Genomic DNA, 19,435 nt, shown 5'->3' on the forward strand with positions numbered 1-19,435 from the left:
TAAATGATATATGAAATTTTCCACGAAACAACATTTGAATATGATTCACTAGTAACATTTAGTCATAATATTGCAAGACTAAAACCAAAAAAATGTGACACACAAGAGATTTTGGATTATAACTTAGAGATTACTCCAAAGCCTTTTGAAGTAAATGAGTTTAAAGACTATTTTGAAAATAAAAATAGCTTTATGCTAATAAGAGAAGCCCATAAAACTTTAAATGTAACAGCAAAATCAAAAGTATTTAGAGATGTAGATAAAATAAAAGAGAATGAGAAAAAACTAAGAGAGACTAAAATTACTGTTAAAGAGGCACTTGATAGACTTTCAAAACATAATAAAGAAGATGCTTTAGAGAAACTATTCTTAATAGAAACAAACTCTATCCCAAATGCAAATAGTGAAATAAAAGAGTATATTTTAGAAATATTTAAAGAGGATAAAACACTATTTAATGCAACAAATGAGTTTATGAGTAGAATCTTTAAAGAGTTTAAATTTGTATCAGGATTTAGTGATATTACAACTCCTATCGAAACTATTTTTAAAGAGAAAAAAGGTGTTTGTCAAGATTTTGCGCAGTTTGCAATATCTGCTTTAAGAGGTATTGGAATACCAACAAGATATGTAAGTGGTTATATCCAAACTTATCCTCAAGAAGGTCAAGAAAAACTATTCGGAGCTGATGCATCACATGCTTGGTTCTCTATTTATATTCCAGGTTTTGGATGGGCAGATTTTGACCCAACAAACAATAAAATTCCAAATGAAGAGTATATTATTTTAGGCTATGGTAGAGATTACAATGATATTGCACCACTAAAAGGTGTTGTTCAAAGTAGCGGTCAAAAAAGTAAACTAAATGTAAGGGTTAATGTAGAAAGATTAAAAGATTAATCTTCTACAATAATTTTATTTATTTTTGAGTTTATTGAGTTTAATATAACCTCAAATGAATCATTTTCATCATGGGGTTTAAACTGTGCATCAGGAGCTAAGATACTAACTATTTGATCAATTTCTTCCATTAAAACTATTGAAAACTCTTTATCTTTTTCAAGTCTAGTATGAAAATCAACTTTCTCAACTAATTTACCAAGCCTAATAAAGTAATCACTTGTATTTCTTTTTTGTTTTCTTGTTAATTCACCCCAAATTTCACTAATTAATGATAGTACATAATCAATATATCTACAATCAACATTAAAACTAGTATGACTTGAATGCTTAAGTAAATCAGCTAGCTCAATAACTGAACCAAATGCTTCTGTATCCATGTTTGATCTTGAAATAATTGCATTTTCTCTAGCATAACTCATTAATTGATTTAAATTAGATTGGTGGTCACCAAAAATAGCTTTATTTAAAAAATCTTTTGCATCAGTATATTCTAAATCGACTCCTAAAATCTTATAAAAATCTTTTCCAGAATCTTTATCAATATCAATTATTCTATCAAAATGATAAACAACTTCAATTAGTGTTGCTTCAATTCTTTCTAAGTATCTACCAAACCAATAAAGATTTGATGCTACATTTGCTGTTAATATTTGATCCATATTAGTCCTCCATAACCCAAGTATCTTTAAATCCACCACCTTGTGATGAATTAACTAAATAATTACCCGCTTCCATTGCATATCTTGTTAAACCACACTGCCATACAGTTGGTTCTTCATCCATTACTACATAAGCTCTAAAGTCAGCTTTTCTTGGAAGTACTTCATTATCTATAAAACACTCTTCATCATAGAATTCAATCAACTCTTGTGCAATAAATCTTCTTGGATTTGCAGCAATTAAAGTTTTTAAATCTTCAATTTGGATTTTTGACATATTATGACCAAACATTACACCATAACCACCAGCTTCAGCAACATCTTTTATTACTAATTTTTCCATATTATCAAATACATATTTTCTATCTTCTTCAAAGTAAGGAAGATATGTAGGAGCATTATTTAGAATTGGATCTTCACCTAAATAGTATTTAATCATTTTTGGAACAAAGTAGTAAATACCTTTATCATCAGCAATTCCATTTCCAGGTGCATTCATAATCGATACATTACCAGCAAAATATGCTTCCATAATTCCAGGAACTCCAATTAAACTATCTTTATTAAAGAATTTAGGATCTAAAAACTCATCATCTAATCTTCTATAAATAGAACCAACTTTAATTAGTTTTCCATTATAGTTTTTGAAATATAAAACTTTATTCTTAACAGTAAGTTCCGTATTTCTTACTAGTTGAGCACCAATTTTTTTAGCCAAATATGCATGTTCATAGTATGCAGAATTAAATCTACCAGGTGTTAAAACAACGTTTATTCCACCAGTGTTTACATAATCCATAGCCTTACTTAAAATAGAAGGATATTGCTTAATAGGCTTAATTTTAAGTTTTTCAAAAAACTCAGGATAGAGTTTTCTATAAGTATCTCTAATTGATAGTGGATAACTAGCACCACTTGGTACTCTTAGATTATCTTCTAAAATAACCCAATCATTGGTAACCACATCTTTTACTAAATCAATACCATTAATATGGGTTCTTAATTTTTTGTTAGGAGAGAAGCCTTCTAGTTCTTTTAGATAACCAGTTGCTTCATAAATGAACTCTTTTGGAATAATTCCATCTTTAACAATTTTTTTATCAGTGTATAAATCTTCTAAAAAAAGATTTAGTGCTTTTATACGTTGTGATAAACCTTTTTCCATCTTATCAAACTCTTCAGAGCCAATAATTCTTGGAATAACATCAAAAGGTAATGACCTTTCTATAAAATTACCATCCTTATATAGATTAAAATTTACAGCAAATTTATCCATATATCTTTGGAATTCATCAATCTTTGTTCTATCTTGTTTTGAGAAGATTTCCCAAAACAACTCATTTAACTTATTCTTATCATCTAACAACTTACACCTCCAACTAGAATATTGTAGTACTTAAATTATAAGATAAATGTTAATAATATAATCATTTTGTAATTTTTATGTATAAAAAATAATCATGAAGTGGAGGGAAAAGTCATAAAAAAAGGGAAAAGACCATAATCTCTTCCCTTTATAAATTATTTGAGGTCTAAATTATTCAGCAAATTTAGCTTTTTTTGCAGCTCTTTTTCTAACTGTTGGATCTAAATCTCTTTTTCTAACTCTAATTGTTAAAGGAGTAACTTCAACTAACTCATCTTCTTCAATCCACTCTAATGCATTTTCTAAAGACATTGCTCTTGGTGGAACTAATTTAATAGCATCGTCACTACCAGATGCTCTTACGTTTGTAAGTGCTTTACCTTTGATTGGGTTAACATCTAAGTCATTAGATTTTGCATGCTCACCAATTACCATTCCAACATATACTTTATCTTGAGGTTTAATAAACATAACACCTCTATCTTGTAAGTTGAAAATTGAGTAACCTAAAGCTTCTCCATTTTCCATAGAAACTAATGCTCCATATTTTCTAGATTCAACTGTTCCAGAATATGGTCTAAACTCTAAGAATGAGTGGTTCATAACACCCTCACCTTTTGTTTCAGTTAAGAACTCAGTTCTAATACCAATTAATCCTCTTGCAGGAATTTCAAACTCTAATCTTGTAAACCCAGAACCCATTGGAACCATGTTTGTCATATTAGCTTTTCTTTTACCAAGTTTTTCGATAATTGCTCCAGAGAACTCATCTGGTGTATCAATTACTAGGTGCTCAAATGGCTCATAAGTTACACCATTTTCTTCTTTTGTAATTACTTCTGGTCTACCAATAGAGAACTCAAAACCTTCTCTTCTCATGTTCTCTGCTAAAATAGTAATTTGAAGTTCACCTCTTCCGTTTACTTTAAATTTACCTTCACCAATTTGCTCATAATTCATAGCAATATTAGTGTTCATTTCAGATTTTAATCTCTCATCAATTTTATTTGAAGTAACAAATTTACCCTCAGTTCCTGCTAATGGAGAATCATTTACTGCAAATGTAACTGAAAGTGTTGGCTCTTCAATGTGCATAGGATCTAGTGGCATTGGGTTAGCTGGGTCACAAAGTGAATCACCTACATCAATTGTTTCAAAACCTGCAACAGCACAGATATCACCTGCTCCTGCTTTTTGAATTTCAACTCTATCTAAACCTTTAAATCCAATAAGTTTAGTTACTCTACCCTTTACTTTTTCACCATCTGCTTTTACAAGCATTACAGTTTCACCCATAGAAATAGTACCGTTGAAAATTCTAGCAATTCCTATTTTTCCAATGAAATTATCATAATCAAGAGTAAATACTTGAAGTTGTAGACCATTATCTTCGCTTCCTTGAGGAGTTGGTACTTTTTCTAAAATAGTTTCAAATAATGGTTTTAAATCCATATTTCCATCATTTGCTTCATATCTTGCATAACCATCTCTAGCAGCTGCATAAATTACAGGGAACTCTAATTGTTCTTCATTTGCATCCATATCAGCAAATAGGTCAAATACCTCATCAACAACTCTTTCAGGGTCAGCTGCTGGTTTATCAATTTTATTAACAACAACGATAGGCTTATGACCTAAAGATAATGCTTTTTTTACAACGAATTTTGTTTGAGGCATAACACCTTCTTGTGCGTCAACTAGTAATAATACACAGTCAACCATCTTTAAAACCCTCTCAACTTCTCCACCAAAATCGGCGTGTCCTGGAGTGTCAATGATGTTAATTCTTACACCTTCGTAATCAATTGCAGTATTCTTAGAAAGAATAGTAATACCTCTTTCTTTTTCAATTGCATTACTATCCATAACTCTTTCATCAACTTGTGTGTGAGCTGCGAAAGTTCCAGATTGTTTTAATAATTCATCTACTAATGTTGTTTTACCGTGGTCAACGTGTGCGATAACGGCAATATTTCTAATGTCTCTCATTTATTCTCTTTGATTAAAATTTTCGCGATTATACTGAAAATATGCTTAAAAGCTCTTGTTATTTTAAAAAATACTTAAATCTTGTTACTGTACTGTAATATTTTGTCAAGAAAATGTAAAGAGACTTTACATCATAGCTTTAACTTCTTTTCTTATACTTGCAATATCAAAAGGAGAAAATATGAAGTATTTAGTTTCAGTACTATTAATTTTTAGTATAAGTAATGCAAATGTAGTTGATGATTATCTAAATTCACTTAAAACTGAAGTATTAAAAAATGAGCCAAACTTTAAAGGTTTTGATTATAAAAGAGGTGAAGAAATTTTCACATCAAAACATATTGGGAAAAAAGGTAAAGAGATATCATGCACATCATGTCATGGAATAAATCTAAATGAATCTAGTAAAAACTTCTTTACAGGTAAAACTATAAAACCGCTTTCACCAAAAGCCAATCCAAAAAGATTTACAAAAGTAAAAAATATTGAAAAATGGTTAAAAAGAAATTTTAATGATGTTTACAACAGAGTTGGAACAGCAAAAGAAAAAGGCGATGTAGTAACATACATCATAACTAAATAAAGGATTTATTATGAAATATATATTTAGTCTCTTACTTTTTATTGGTATTTTAAATGCTGCAGGAGTTAAGCCTGTTAATAATGAATTATATATAAATGAGTGTGCTTCATGTCACTTTGGGTATCAACCAGGACTTTTACCTTCTAAATCTTGGGATAAAGTTATGAATAACTTATCGAATCACTTTGGAACGGATGCTAGTTTAGACCAAGAAGATTTTGATAAGATTTATAAATATATTATGGAAAATAGTGCTGAAAAAGCAATGAACTACAAAAGAAGTAGAAGAATTGTAAACAGTCTTGCTTCTTATACACAAGATATTAATTCTATTACAAAAGTTCCATATATTATTAGAAAACATAGAGAAATTCCAAAAAGATTAATAACTCAAGATAAAGTAAAAACCCTTTCAAATTGTACTGCTTGTCATACAACTGCAAAAAAAGGTATTTACAGTGAGAGAGATATAAGAATCCCAGGTTATGGAAGATGGGATGATTAAGGATTAGATATGAATAAATCATATATTTGGACACTACCAACTAGAGTTTTTCACGCTTTTTTTGCAATATTTATTTTGTTTGCATTTTTAAGTGATGAAGATAATTTATTACAATACCATGCAATCATTGGTTATGCAATATTTATTTTACTTTTCTTTAGAGTTATTTGGGGATTTATAGGTCCTTCTCACTCTAAATTTAAAGAGTTTCCTTTGGGAAAAAAGAATCTAAAAGAGTTTTCAAAAGAGATATTTAGTGATAAGTCAAAATATATAGGACATAATCCTGCTGCTTCTTATGTGATGATAGCAATATTAATTACAGTGTTTTTAACTATCATTAGTGGAATTTTAGCATATGGTATTCAAGAAGGTAGAGGAATAGCATCATTTTTAAATGCAACATATTTTAAAGATATGGAACTATTCGAAGAGATTCATGAATTTTTTACAGGTATTCTTTTGGCTTTAATTGCTGCTCACTTAGGTGGAGTATTAGTTGATAAACTACTTCATGGTAAAAATAAAACTTTAAACTCCATTGCAAATGGTTATAAAATGACAGAAGAAAAAGTAGAAGTTAAATTAAATATTTATCAAAAAGCCTTTGCGACTATTATGCTTATAATATTTATTAGTTTTTTGATTTTTAATATCTCAAGTCCTAAAAATATATTAACTGCTTCAGTTTTTAAAAGTGTTGATTATAGTGTTCAAAATGAACTTTTTGTAAATGAGTGTGCATCATGTCATACTCTGTATCCCTCCAAATTTATTGCCTAAACACTCTTGGGTAAAACTTATGGGTAATTTAGAAAATCATTTTGGAGATGATGCATCCTTAGATGCAAAAGATACAAAAGAGATCTTAGATTTTTTACTAAAAAATAGTGCAGAAACTTCAAGCAAACAAGCTAGTTTGAAGTTTTTGAATTCAATTGGGAATAAAGATATAATAGCTATGAGTCAAACAACTTATTGGGAGAAAACTCATAAAAAAATTGACCCCAAACTATTTAAACATGAACAAATTCAAAGTAAAGCAAATTGTAAAGCTTGTCATAGTGATATTGAAAAAGGATTAATAGAGAATGAAAATATTAAAAATCTTTCTGATTTTAAGTAGTCTGTTTATATTTTTAAATGCCGATGATGACCATTACAAAGAGCACAAATATAAAAATTTAGAGTATTTAAAATTAGATACTAATCAAATCAAACAAATGAGAACTATTTTAATTAAATATAAAAACAAATATGAAGAGTTTTATGAGTTTAAAGAAGACAGAGAAGATGAGTTAGAAGATTTAATAAAAGAAGAAACTTTCAATAGTGAGAGATATACAAAAATACTAACAATTATTCATACAAAAGCAATAGAACTTCAAACTCAAAGAATGGAAGAGATATTTAATATTTTAAATAAAAAACAAAGAAAAGAAATTTGCAAAATATCATGAGGAGTGGGAAATTGACTAGAAAAATATTATTAATTGAAGATGATTTACAAATCCAAAAATTTATAGTTGATTATCTAGCTGACTATCACTTTGAATGCATAGCTTTTTCAATGCCAACTGATGCATTAAATGCTTTAAATAAAGAGGATTTCCAGCTAGTAATACTTGATTTAATGCTTCCTGGAATGGATGGATTTGATTTATTTAAAAAGATAAAAAGTATAAAAGATTTACCTATTATTATCTCTTCAGCACGTGGTGATATAGGAAATAAAATACATGGCTTTGAACTAGGAGCTGAAGATTATCTTGCAAAACCTTATGAACCAAGAGAATTGGTTTTAAGAATTGAGCATATATTAAAAAGAACCCTTTCAAAAAAAGTAAAAATAGCAGAATTTGAAATTGATAAAGAGAATAGAACAGTTAGTATTGATGATTTTCCTATTGATTTTACAAAAATTGAGTTTGAGATTTTTTGTTTTTTAACTCAAAATATAAATAAAATCTCTTCTAGAGAACAGATCCTAAATGCTACTAGTTTAGATGAAAATACAAAAAATAGAACAATAGATATGCATATTTCAAACATAAGATATAAAATTGGAGATGATTCTAAAAATCCAAAATATATCAAATCTGTTTGGGGTGTTGGATATAAATTTGTAGGTTAATATGTCGATTTTTAGAAAACTTAGTATTTTATTTTTAATTAGCCTTATTTTAATGGCAATTATTGGGTCTTGGATGGATTCAATCAATGCAAAAAGAATTGATAATCTAGTAAAAGAGAAATATATAAAAATCGTAGATAATATATTTGAAAATATAGAAAACAAAACAAAAGTAAATGAAATAATTGAAGCAAATAAATTAAAAACTATTGAAAAATATAGTTTTAATTCAAATATTATTTATGAACGAAATTATACTTTTGGGAAAATAAAAATCTTAAAAGAGACTTTTGATGATGAGTTTATAATTTATATTAATTATTTAGATGAAGAGTACTTTTTAAAAACACCAGATGAAGAGAATTTAAATGATAAGACTATTTTAAATATACTAATATCACTTGATATTATTGCTTTAATTTTAATCTTTTTATATATTCTAAAACTATTATCACCACTAAAAGTCATAACTAAAAAAATCACTTCATTTTCAAATGGTGATTTTACATCAAGAACAAATATTAACTCAAAAGATGAAATAGGATTATTATCTAAAACCTTTGATAATATGGCAAATAATTTAGAAAATCAAATAAAAACAAAAGAGGAGTTATTAAGGGATATTGGTCATGAACTTAGAACTCCTATAACAAAAGGTAAATTTGCCGTTGAAAAAATAGATGATGAAGGACAAAAAGAGCTACTTCAAAAAATATTTATTGATTTAGAGACTTTAACAAATGAGCTAATTGAACTTGAGAAACTAAACTCTAATGAACTTGAAAAAACTACTTTTGAGAGTGAAACACTGATTATTGAGGCTTTAGACAAACTTTATATTGATGATGAATCAAAAATTGATTTAGTTTTAGATGATAATTTTAAAATTAATGGTGATTTATACTATTTAACAAAAGCTGTTAAAAACTTAATTGATAATGCTTTAAAATACTCAACAAAACTTCCAGTAATAATTGAAGTAAAGCAAAACTCAATAATCATAAAAAATCAAGGTGAAAAACTGTCACAAGAAATAGAATACTATTTAAAACCATTTACCCAAGAGTCAACTGCTAGAAATGGTTTTGGACTTGGATTATCAATAGTTAAAAAAGTAATTGATAAACATAAATATAAATTAAACTATAATTACGCCCAAGGATATAATATATTCCAAATTGATTTTAAATAACAAAGTATTTTTATGAGCTTTATCTATATGTTTTTCCATGCTTTTTTGGAAAACTTTATTTACAAAAGAATTAATACAAAAGATAATAAAAACTTTCAATCTTCAATAATGTTTTTAATTTCTAGTGTTACTCTTTTTTTAATTTATCTAACATTTTTTGGATTTAAAAATGAAGATTTTCTATTTTTAAAAGATTATAAATTTTATATCTTATGTTTTTTAGAAATAGGTGTTTTTTATTTGTATAGAGAAAACTATAATCAAAATAAAAACAACTACACCATGGTAAATATGTTTGTGTTTTCAACAATTTATCTAATGCCTATTATGGCATATTTTTATAACCAAATATTTAGTTTTGATTCTAGTTTGGATATCAAATATGAGTCCTTTATTGAAGCATTTATTTTTAGTTTTACTCTATTTATTTTAACTTCTATTTACTATATTTCAAAAATAAAAAACAAAGAAGTCAAAAATCTAAAGCTTCTTATTCTTTTACTTTTTGTACTATTAAATACAATGTATTTTGCTGTTAAAACAGTCCAAACATATAATGGCTTTTTAATATATAGTTTTATTCAAGTGGTAATCACTATAAACTTTTTTATCCTTTCACAAAAAGGAAAAAATAAAGAACAAAAAACTATCACTTTAAAAGATATTGTATTTTACTTTTTATGGCCTATTTATTTTTCACTATTTTTCTTAGCAGCTGCTTTGATGTCAGTAGAGTTTGTAACTATATCAAAAAGAATTTCTCAAATTATATCTGCTATGATACTAGATAAAAAAGTCATAAAAAAAGATTTTATTTTAATTGGTTTTATTTTTATAATTACTATCTGTTTTTATTTTTATAAATCTTAATTTTTTATTGGAGTTAATTTGGATTATCAAGCAGTTTTAGAAGAAATAGAAAAAGAAATTAAACCATTACTTAATGAAGGTAAAGTTGCTTCATATATTCCAGCTCTTGCAAATGTCGATGATAATAAATTTGCTATGAGTATTATGATGTTTGATGGAACAAGTTATAACATAGGTGATACTGATTTTAAGTTTTCTATTCAAAGTATTTCAAAACTATTTACATTTACTTTAGCATTAAACTATTATGGGAAAAAACTTTATGATAGAGTTGGACATGAACCATCTGGTGATCCTTTTAACTCACTTGTTCAGTTAGAGTATGAAAATGGTATTCCAAGAAATCCTTTTATAAATGCTGGTGCAATAGTTACAGCTGATACTTTAGTATCAATTTATAAAGATAACACTTTTAAAACTATTTTAAACTTTATAAAAGAAGTTTGCAATGATGATTCAATTAATATTAACGAAGAGATATTTCAGTCTGAATTAGAACATGGTTTTAGAAATTTTGCACTAATAAACATGATTAGAAGTTATAATAATATTCATAATAAAATAGATGATGTAATACAAACATACTTTAAACAATGTTCAATTATGATGAACACTCAACAACTATCACGGGCTGTGCTATTCTTAGCAAATCATGGAATAAATCCACTTACAAATGAAGAGATTATTAGCTCATCAAAAGCAAAAAGAATTAACTCAGTAATGTTAACTTGTGGACATTATGATGCTTCAGGAGATTTTGCATACAAAGTTGGACTTCCTGGAAAAAGTGGAGTGGGAGGAGGAATAGTTGCAGTTGTTCCACAAAAAATGGCAATTTGTGTATATTCACCAAAATTAAATAATTATGGAAACTCTTTAGTTGGTACAAAAGCCTTAGAATTATTTACTACAAAAACTAATCTCTCAATTTTCTAATAGAATTTATTCTAATTAATTACATCTTTTAATTTTTCTCTAATTTTTTTAAATTCATCTAAATTTTCAAAAAATATATCTACAAGTTTTGGATCAAAATGTTTACCTCTCTCTTCTTTAAACAAACTAAATATTCTCTCATCATCCCAAGCTTTTTTATAAACTCTATCACTTCCTAAAGCATCAAAAACATCTGCAAGTGCTGTTATTCTTCCATAAATATGAATATTTTCACCTTTTATTCCATTTGGATAACCTGTACCATCCCATTTTTCATGATGTTCTTTTGCAACTATAGCTGCAGCTTTTAATATTGGTCTTTTTGAATGCTTTAACATTTCATAGCCCAACATAGCATGGGTATTCATAATTTCTCTTTCATTTTCATCAAATCTACCAGGTTTATTCAATATAGCATCAGGAATAGCTACTTTACCTATATCATGCATTGGACTTGCTTGTTTTAAAAGTTCTGCTTCTTCTTTTGATAAACCATAATATAAAGCAAATAGTTTAGAATATTCAGCAACTCTTTTTACATGATTACCTGTTTCTTTACTTCTTGATTCACCAATAGCACCCATCGTAAATACAACCTCTTTTTGAGTGCTTTCTATTTCATTGTTCAGATTTTTTATCTCTTCAATTCCCTCTTTTACTTTTTCTTCAATCTCATCAACTGATAAACCTACATTTTTATAAACTTTAAACCCGAGAACTGATATAAATATCAAAATAAATAGGATTAAAAAAACAATTGTTGAATATACGAAATTGATAAACTTAGTAGTATTTTCTTTAATATCATTTTCTATAAATACACCAAGCTCTTTACTTTGATTAATTACCTTAACTTTCGCACGTTAAATTGATTAAAATTGTAGCTAAATCTCCCTAAAACATTACTCCTTTAGTTAATAATCTTATCCTTGTTGACATAAAAATAATTTAGTTGTTTTTCTATGATATTTTTCTATTTTGAACTCTCAATAAAGCCCTTAAATAGGCACTTTTAGCTATAATATCTATTATATTAAAGGGTAAGAATGCAGATAGAATCCAAGATCATCGGTATTATAAACGATAAGTTAAAAAATCCAATCTATGAAACATTACGTTTGTTAAATATGAAAACTATTTTAACCAAGAGCAATTTTTCTAAAAAAGAGGGAGTTGCTGTTCATATGGTTGTATTACATTTTGTATATATGCTGGTTATGAATAAAAAAATATCAACCTTTATGGATCAAAGTAATGATAGTTTCAAAAAAGATGTATATTATCGATTACTTTCCAATACTTCTTATAATTGGAGAAAACTATTATCTCTTAGTTCTTTAAAGATCTTATCACTACTTCATAAAGTGCAAGATTCAAAGCTAGTAAGAGTTCTTATACTTGATGATACTGTTGAAGATAAAGTTGGTAAAAATATAGAGGGAAGTTGTGACAACCTTTGGAGCAATAAAGCAAAGAGAAAAATCAGAGGTGTAAATGTTGTATCACTAAACTATAGTGATGGTTATTCAAATTTTATGTTGGACTTTGCAATTGCTATGAACAGTTATGCAAGGGTAAAGATAGAAGAGTTTACAAATATTATTGATCATCGAACCAATGCACATAAGCGAAGATTGGAAAGCTTAAAAGGGAAATCACAAATTGCTATAGAGATGATTAAAAGAGCAGTAGCTAGTGGTATATATGCAGATTATCTGCTTGTAGATAGCTGGTATTCTAAACCTGTATTTATAGAAACTATGAATGAACTTGGATTGCAAGTCATTTCAAGAATGGTAAACAATGACAGGATATGGAATTTTACAGGAGAGAAAAAGACCCTTGATGGCATCTATAACAAATTTAAAAAGCTTAAATCTATCAAGATGGGTCAATATGGCAAAAAGATAAAGTTTGAGTATTTTTCAACCATAGTTGAACATAAAAAAGCTGGTAAATTAAAAATTGTTTTTATAAAAACAAAAGAGAATTTAATACCAATCGTATCAACCAATCTTATACTTAGTGATGAAGAGATTATAGATATTTATAAAAGACGATGGGATATAGAACAAGGGTATAAAGAACTTCGTGAACACTTTGGATTCGGAAAAGAAGAGAATCGAATCTATGAAGCTTTGATAGCCAGAATTACACTATCTTTTTTTACATACAATGTTGTTAGCTATATAAATCGTATCAGCAATGAACCTAAAACAATTGGTGGATTGTTTAGAGATTTAGAATGTGAACTTCATACTCTAGCAATAGCTATGCAAGCATTTTTAGCTATTTTAGATGAGATTGCAAAAATTGAAGAAGTTGTCAATAGAAATGAGGATTTTACAGCTATCATTGATCTATTAAGAGATGTGACTGGAAAATTGCTTGGTTTTAGGTGCGAAAGTTAAGTAATTACATTAATAATATTCTTTTTTAATGAAATTTTTTCTTTTTCAATCTCTTTTAATGCAATGGTGATTTCACCTATCTCTTTAGCTATTTTTGTATATTCTTTTAGTAATTTAGAATTATATTCATTATTTAAATTTTCAATTCCAATAATCCACTTATTATAACTTTCTATATCTCTATACTGATAAAGTGTCTCCTTACTATAGTATTTAATATCAGCATAAAGTTTTAAAAATTCATAATTTTTAAAACTTGTTATTTCATTTTCTAGTGATTTTCTTTTTGAACTTTCCAAAGGATATATTTTTTTAAACTCTTTATTTAAAATAATTTCTTTATTTTGTAATTTATAGATTTTAGAAAATGTATTTTCTATCTTTTTCTCATTATTAAATAAAATATTTAAATTTTTTTGAATCAATTCTTTTTGATGAATATCTTTTATAAATAAATCTATAAAATCATTTTCTGTATTTTTTGTTAAAAACTCTTCTATTTTTTCAAAATTTAATTCATAATTGATAAATCTTTCTTTATTAAGTTCAAGAATTGAAACATCTTTTAAATTCGAACTGTCTTTTAATAACTCATGCATACTTTCTTGCATAAATATTAAGCTGCTAATTGATTTACTAATCTCATTATTCTCTTTTATTTGGAAAATCATTATAGTATTTATTAATCCAATCATAAAAATAACTAAACTTATAATTACAAAACTAACTTTTACAATACTTTTAATACACATAATTAATTTACCTAATTCCTAAAATAATTTTAGTATAACATATTTGATTGATAATTTATATAGAGATTAAAATAAATAAATATTAAAAGTTTTCCAATAATGGAAAACTTTTAATAAAATGTATCTTTAAATAAGTTTGTAGACCAACTAAACATATCTTTATAATTTGTACTACTAGCACTTCCCGCTGTTGGATAACCTGCTCCACTAACAGGTTTCATATCTTTTGTAGTTGAATCATATTCATAAACAACAGTTAACCATGAAGCTTGAGTAGTTGAGATTGGACTATAACAAGCAGAGTTTGTTTTTGGATTAGCATATAGTGCAACATTATTTATCTTTCTAAGTATCGCATCTGCACAAACTTTTGCTTCAGCATTTCCTATATGCCCTGCTTTTGGTTGAGATGTTCCTTGAGAATCCCCTATAATATAAATTCCACTTGTAATAGTTGATTCATAGCTAATTGCATCAACGCTTGCCCAATTTCCACTATTTAATCCTGCATCAAATATCAAAGAAGCTGCTTTTTGATTTGGAATGATATTTAATACTTTTGCAGTTTTTGTGATACCACTATTTAATAAAGTATCATAGGTTACAGTTTTTGTATCGCTATTTACAGCTGTTACTGTTGCATTTGGAATATAATCAACTCCATAAGATGTAAAGGCACTTCCAAAAGTATCTTTTTCAACTATAATATCTGCATTTGCATCTAAAACTGTTACTTTAGAGTTTAAGTATCCTTTTACATTTTTTAAATAATGCGCAACTACACAAGCTCTTTCATAAGGTCCAGGAGGACATCTATATGGAGATTTTGGAATAGACATTACAAATTCATCACCATCAACCATAGTATCAATTTGTTGTTTTAAAAGTGTTGTTTGAGTCCCAGCAATCCAACCATGTGGAACTTTTGTAAAATCATGACCAGAAACTGGACTAAAATCAATTCCTGGAGCTAAGACTAAATAATCATAACTTAAAGTTGAACTATCATCTAAAATTAAAGATTTATTATCTTTATCAATAGTTACTAACTTTTTATGTACCATATTTATTTGATATGTATTGGCATGATTTTGATATCCAAATGTAATATCACCAATTACTTTTTGACTATTTAAAACTAAGTTACTTAATATTGGTGAAACGTAATTGGCATTCTCTTCAATAACTGTAACATCAATACTACTTCCACCCCATAGTTTTAAATATTTTGCACAAGTTGCTCCTGCAAAACCTCCACCAACAACTACAATACTAGGATTAGTTGCAGCTTTTAATAAACTAGGAGTTAGAACAAATGATGCTGTACTAAAACCTAAAAACTTTAAAAAATCTCTTCTATTAATTGTACTTTTCATCATTTACTCCTATTGATTATTTAGCCAGTTTTCTATGGCAATTATTTCGCTTGATGTATAACCTTTAGCTTGTGCATTCATAATTGGGTCATCATCATAAATTTCATGTGTTAGATTATCTTCACCTTTAATTGAGTCAAAACTAGAACTTGAAACTCCATTAGTACCATGACATTGAGCACACTGGCTTCCTAATAATCTTCCATCATTTACAGTAAATGAAGTTGGTAAAGTTACAGTTGTAGATGTGTTTTCATTAGATGAATTATCATCTGAGTCATTTTCATTATCATCGTCATCATCATGAGAGCTATCCTCAGTAGAATCAGAAATTCCATCTCCATCATCATCGTCATCATCACTATCTTTGATACCATCATTATCATCATCATTGTCATAGATATCATCAATACCATCATGATCATGATCTGAAATATCCTCATCTACATCTTTGATACCATCATTGTCATCATCATCGTCATGTTTATTTGTTTTTCCATCATTATCATCATCTTCATAAACATTTGGTATACCATCATTATCATCATCCATTGGATCGTTTGCCAGTGATTTTACAGTTAAGGTTTGACCATTAATAGTAACTTTTAGAGGAGTTCTAACCCCTGGTGTCCAACCTGAATTTACATTTGGTGTTTCTAAAGGTACATTTCCTAAATCTATATCTTTATCAATTTTAAGATAAGTACCTATAACAGAATCATTTTCAATTTCAATTGGTGTGATTATGTAATCAGCTGGATTAGTTGCTGTTTCATTTGTAATCATTACAAGTTTACATTCTGCATCAACTGGTAAATCAAGTGAAAATGGATGCTCACTTGTTCCATTATTAGTTGAAGATGTAGAGTAAAAACTTCCATCACTACAATATGCTTCAATTAAAGTTCCAGGAACAGTTCCTGATACACTATATGATGAAGTTGTTGAAGTTGATGTTGAACCTCCACCTCCTCCACAACCAACAAAAAACGAAGCCATTACCATACTAAAAGAATAGGTAAAAATTTTAGATTTTGTTAAAGCCATTTTCTCTCCTTTTCTACATTATAAAAGAAAAATGTCAATTTAAAGCATCTAATATTTAAATATTCTTTACATTTAGTTTACAATAATTTATTATATTATTAATATTAAAAAAACAATTTTAGTATATTTTTTGTATAATACACCCTCAATACAAGGTATGTATGATTATATATAAAGGATGAAAATTTATGAGTGCTTTAGAGATTGCAGATATTATCGGAATTATTTGTTTTGCACTTAGTGGATTTTTAATCTCTGTTCACTATAACCTTGATATATTAGGTGTATTCATTTCTTCTTTTTTAACAGCCCTTGGTGGTGGAATGATTAGAGATGTACTTGCAGATAGAACACCTTATGTTTTTACTGACACATTACCTGTAATATTAGTAATTGCTACTGTTTTAATTTCACTTCTATTTAAACTTCATAAGATTGATGATTTAGAAGGAAAAACTGCGTTTATTATATCAGATGCAGTAGGATTAGTATCTTTTGCTATTACTGGATCATTAATAGCTATTCAAAATGATTTTAATTTCTTAGGTGTATTAATTCTTGCTTTTCTAACAGCAGTTGGCGGTGGTACTATTAGAGATATTCTTATAAACAGAGTTCCTTCAATTTTAGTATCTGAATTTTATGCAACTGTTGCAATTATAGTAGGTCTTATAGTTTATGGACTTCATCTTTTAGAATTAAAAAGCTTAGGTAGTTTAATCATTGTATTTATTTTTGGTGTAGCTTTAAGACTTTTAGCATACTATAAAAACTGGCATTTACCAACTCTATCTAAAGATTAATTTTTTTCCTTAACCTTTTGTTTACCTTTTTAAGATAAAATTTGTCCACTTTAAAAAAATTATAGGAGATTTAATGTTAAAAAAATTACTTTTAACTGCTTTTTTGGCTGTTGGATTATTTGCTAGTACATTAACAACTGGAAGTGAAATACCAACTTTAAAAATCAAAGATCAATTTGAAAAAGAACATACTTTAGATGGAAGTATTAAAACAATTATTTTTAGTGCTTCAAAAGATGAAGCTTCTGTTATTAGAGATGTTATCAATGCTAAAGGTAAAGCTGAATTCTTAACTTCAAATAGTGTTGCATATGTAGCTGATATTACAGCAATGCCAAGTCTAATTACTAAATTTTTTGCTATGCCAAAAATGAAAAAATATGAGTTCCCAATTCTATTTATTGATGAAGAAAATAAAGATATTTTCCCAGTAAAAGAAGAGATGATTTCAGTTATTTCTGTAGAAAATGGTAAAGTAACTGATATTAAATATGTTAAAACTGCTGAGGAACTAACAGCACTATTTTAATTAACCAAAACTAGCATTCGTGCTAGTGGTTAGCTAAAACCTTTTGAAAAGCTTCTATAATAGCTAAACTTTCTAGGTCTTTTATTTTTGATTCTAAAGAGTCAACTGTTTCATTATCATCAAGCTCAAGCTCTTTTGTAAGAATAATTTCTCCATCATCATAAACTTCATTTACAAAATGGATTGTTACACCTGATTTTTTCTCACCATTTTTTATAATAGCTTCATGTACATTTCTTCCATACATTCCTTTACCACCATAAGATGAAGGTAAAAGCGCAGGATGAGTATTTATTATTTTATTATGATATGCTGCAATTAGTTTTGATTCTATTTTTTTCATGTATCCTGATAAAAATACATAATCACAACCAAACTCTAAAAGTAACCTAGTAATTTTATCATCAATGTCCTGACCCGGATATCTTTTATCATTGATAATGAAGTTTGGAATATCGTATTTCTCAGCTTTTTCTAGTACTTTTGCATTTGTATTATTAGTAATCACTACAACTATTTGAGCATCAATTTTTTTATCATTAATTGCTTTTTGTAATGTTTCAAATCCACTTCCATTATAAGAAGCTAATATTCCTATTTTAATCATAATCTATCCTATTTTTAAAGCTTGCAATTATATCTATTTTAAAATTAGTTTACAACCTTTGAGCATGTGTTAAAGCAATTGCTATTGCATCAGTAATATCAAGGGGTTTAATCTCTTTTTTAATTCCTAATAACCTTTTTACCATAAAAGCAACTTGCTCTTTTTGAGCCTTTCCATTACCTGTTACTGCTTGTTTAACTTGCAAGGGTGTATATTCTGCAAAATTTCCAAACTCTTGTAATACTTTTAGACTAATAGCTCCTCTAAATTGAGCTAATTTAATAACTGTTTTTGGATTAAAAGCATAAAACATATCTTCAATTGAAACTTCATCAATTTTATGTTTTTTAAACAATAAGTCGAAGCCTTCTGTCATCTCTACAATTTGTTCTTGTAAGATTTTTGTTTTTATTTTGATTAATCCAGCCTCAACTAGCTTTAAATCACGCCCATTTTTTTCAATAATTGCATAACCACAATTTCTAGTCCCTGGATCAATTCCTAATATTTTCACTATTTTCACACTTTCTTGTATATTTTTAATTCACGTCTTCAAAGAGCGATATAATGGTATTTTATTTATAAATTTTCACTTAAAGAATATAAACTATTCACATCTTATTCACTATGTGTATAACTTTTTTTTAATAATAATTTTTTTTCTTTCACTATATTTTTCACATATTATTCACATCTTTTCACACATGTGAAAAGATTTTATTAAAAATTAGATATAATATCTACTATTTAGAAATACAAAGAGTTAATTATAT

21 protein-coding genes and 1 pseudogene are annotated in these 19,435 nt (G+C 27.4%); 13 read left to right on the forward strand and 9 right to left on the reverse strand.

The genetic code is table 11. The annotated features are described in order from the left end of the window. Positions 1-3: 3 nt before the first annotated feature. Positions 4-900, forward strand: a complete 897-nt coding sequence (locus tag APAC_RS13100) for a transglutaminase family protein (RefSeq protein WP_130234532.1) — start codon at positions 4-6, stop codon at positions 898-900. On the opposite strand, the gene APAC_RS13105 is transcribed toward APAC_RS13100, so the two are convergent. The 3 genes from APAC_RS13105 to typA form a co-directional block, all read right to left on the reverse strand. Then, positions 897-1,562 carry an alpha-E domain-containing protein gene (locus tag APAC_RS13105; protein WP_130234533.1) on the reverse strand — a complete coding sequence of 222 codons (666 nt, stop codon included), beginning with the start codon at positions 1,560-1,562 and terminating at the stop codon, positions 897-899. The genes APAC_RS13100 and APAC_RS13105 overlap by 4 nt on opposite strands. Position 1,563: 1 nt before the next feature. Beyond that, complete coding sequence (locus APAC_RS13110; RefSeq protein WP_130234534.1) at positions 1,564-2,928, reverse strand: circularly permuted type 2 ATP-grasp protein; 1,365 nt, start codon at positions 2,926-2,928, stop codon at positions 1,564-1,566. A gap of 171 nt (positions 2,929-3,099) precedes the next feature. After that, on the reverse strand, positions 3,100-4,917 hold the full coding sequence (gene typA, locus APAC_RS13115) for a translational GTPase TypA (protein WP_130234535.1): 1,818 nt from the start codon (positions 4,915-4,917) through the stop codon (positions 3,100-3,102). A 181-nt stretch (positions 4,918-5,098) separates the two neighbouring features. On the opposite strand from typA, the gene APAC_RS13120 reads away from it, so the two are divergent. From APAC_RS13120 to APAC_RS13160, 9 genes are read left to right on the forward strand one after another with little or no spacing between them, the layout of a single operon-like run. Beyond that, the gene (locus APAC_RS13120) at positions 5,099-5,500 is read left to right on the forward strand and encodes a DUF1924 domain-containing protein (RefSeq protein WP_130234536.1); all 402 of its coding nucleotides are present in this window, start codon (positions 5,099-5,101) and stop codon (positions 5,498-5,500) included. A 10-nt stretch (positions 5,501-5,510) separates the two neighbouring features. Further along, the gene (locus APAC_RS13125) at positions 5,511-6,005 is read left to right on the forward strand and encodes a diheme cytochrome c (RefSeq protein WP_130234537.1); all 495 of its coding nucleotides are present in this window, start codon (positions 5,511-5,513) and stop codon (positions 6,003-6,005) included. 9 nt (positions 6,006-6,014) lie between these two features. Then, on the forward strand, positions 6,015-6,788 hold the full coding sequence (locus APAC_RS13130; protein WP_130234538.1) for a cytochrome b/b6 domain-containing protein: 774 nt from the start codon (positions 6,015-6,017) through the stop codon (positions 6,786-6,788). Positions 6,789-6,807: 19 nt separating this feature from the next. Next, positions 6,808-7,131, forward strand: coding sequence for a diheme cytochrome c (locus APAC_RS13135; RefSeq protein WP_237673356.1), 324 nt, complete (start codon positions 6,808-6,810; stop codon positions 7,129-7,131). Continuing rightward, positions 7,097-7,465: a hypothetical protein gene (locus tag APAC_RS13140; RefSeq protein WP_228255926.1), complete on the forward strand. Its 369-nt coding sequence runs from the start codon at positions 7,097-7,099 to the stop codon at positions 7,463-7,465. The genes APAC_RS13135 and APAC_RS13140 overlap by 35 nt, the downstream gene beginning before the upstream one ends. Before the next feature lie 11 nt (positions 7,466-7,476). Continuing rightward, positions 7,477-8,139 (forward strand): response regulator transcription factor, encoded by a 663-nt coding sequence (locus tag APAC_RS13145; protein WP_130234540.1) that lies wholly within the window; start codon positions 7,477-7,479, stop codon positions 8,137-8,139. A 1-nt stretch (position 8,140) separates the two neighbouring features. Further along, positions 8,141-9,331 carry an ArsS family sensor histidine kinase gene (locus tag APAC_RS13150; protein WP_130234541.1) on the forward strand — a complete coding sequence of 397 codons (1,191 nt, stop codon included), beginning with the start codon at positions 8,141-8,143 and terminating at the stop codon, positions 9,329-9,331. Positions 9,332-9,343: 12 nt separating this feature from the next. Next, entirely contained in the window at positions 9,344-10,201 is an 858-nt protein-coding gene (locus APAC_RS13155; RefSeq protein WP_130234542.1) for a hypothetical protein, read from the forward strand. A gap of 18 nt (positions 10,202-10,219) precedes the next feature. Continuing rightward, positions 10,220-11,137, forward strand: coding sequence for a glutaminase (locus APAC_RS13160; protein WP_130234543.1), 918 nt, complete (start codon positions 10,220-10,222; stop codon positions 11,135-11,137). Positions 11,138-11,148: 11 nt separating this feature from the next. On the opposite strand, the pseudogene APAC_RS13165 reads toward APAC_RS13160, so the two are convergent. Next, positions 11,149-11,796 (reverse strand): annotated as a pseudogene (locus APAC_RS13165) (HD-GYP domain-containing protein); the annotation flags it as partial. 387 nt (positions 11,797-12,183) lie between these two features. Between APAC_RS13165 and APAC_RS13170 the strand changes: the two are divergent. Continuing rightward, positions 12,184-13,548 (forward strand): IS4 family transposase, encoded by a 1,365-nt coding sequence (locus tag APAC_RS13170; protein WP_130234544.1) that lies wholly within the window; start codon positions 12,184-12,186, stop codon positions 13,546-13,548. On the opposite strand, the gene APAC_RS13175 is transcribed toward APAC_RS13170, so the two are convergent. From APAC_RS13175 to APAC_RS13185, 3 genes are all read right to left on the reverse strand, one after another. Further along, positions 13,545-14,300 (reverse strand): hypothetical protein, encoded by a 756-nt coding sequence (locus APAC_RS13175; RefSeq protein ID WP_130234545.1) that lies wholly within the window; start codon positions 14,298-14,300, stop codon positions 13,545-13,547. The genes APAC_RS13170 and APAC_RS13175 overlap by 4 nt on opposite strands. A gap of 110 nt (positions 14,301-14,410) precedes the next feature. Further along, positions 14,411-15,676 carry an FAD-dependent oxidoreductase gene (locus APAC_RS13180; RefSeq protein WP_130234546.1) on the reverse strand — a complete coding sequence of 422 codons (1,266 nt, stop codon included), beginning with the start codon at positions 15,674-15,676 and terminating at the stop codon, positions 14,411-14,413. Between the two features lie 9 nt (positions 15,677-15,685). After that, positions 15,686-16,723, reverse strand: coding sequence for a c-type cytochrome (locus APAC_RS13185; protein ID WP_130234547.1), 1,038 nt, complete (start codon positions 16,721-16,723; stop codon positions 15,686-15,688). 188 nt (positions 16,724-16,911) lie between these two features. Here APAC_RS13185 and APAC_RS13190 point away from each other — a divergent pair, with 188 nt between their 5' ends. Both APAC_RS13190 and APAC_RS13195 read left to right on the forward strand, forming a co-directional pair. Continuing rightward, positions 16,912-17,526, forward strand: coding sequence for a trimeric intracellular cation channel family protein (locus tag APAC_RS13190; protein ID WP_130234548.1), 615 nt, complete (start codon positions 16,912-16,914; stop codon positions 17,524-17,526). A 73-nt stretch (positions 17,527-17,599) separates the two neighbouring features. Next, complete coding sequence (locus tag APAC_RS13195) at positions 17,600-18,055, forward strand: hypothetical protein (RefSeq protein WP_130234549.1); 456 nt, start codon at positions 17,600-17,602, stop codon at positions 18,053-18,055. 22 nt (positions 18,056-18,077) lie between these two features. Here APAC_RS13195 and purN read toward each other — a convergent pair whose 3' ends face one another. Then, positions 18,078-18,662 carry a phosphoribosylglycinamide formyltransferase gene (gene purN / locus APAC_RS13200; RefSeq protein WP_130234550.1) on the reverse strand — a complete coding sequence of 195 codons (585 nt, stop codon included), beginning with the start codon at positions 18,660-18,662 and terminating at the stop codon, positions 18,078-18,080. A 49-nt stretch (positions 18,663-18,711) separates the two neighbouring features. Continuing rightward, positions 18,712-19,176, reverse strand: coding sequence for a crossover junction endodeoxyribonuclease RuvC (ruvC, locus tag APAC_RS13205; RefSeq protein ID WP_130234551.1), 465 nt, complete (start codon positions 19,174-19,176; stop codon positions 18,712-18,714). Positions 19,177-19,435 lie beyond the last annotated feature (259 nt).

The organism is Malaciobacter pacificus, from assembly GCF_004214795.1.
GTDB classification, from domain to species: Bacteria; Campylobacterota; Campylobacteria; order Campylobacterales; family Arcobacteraceae; genus Malaciobacter_A; species Malaciobacter_A pacificus.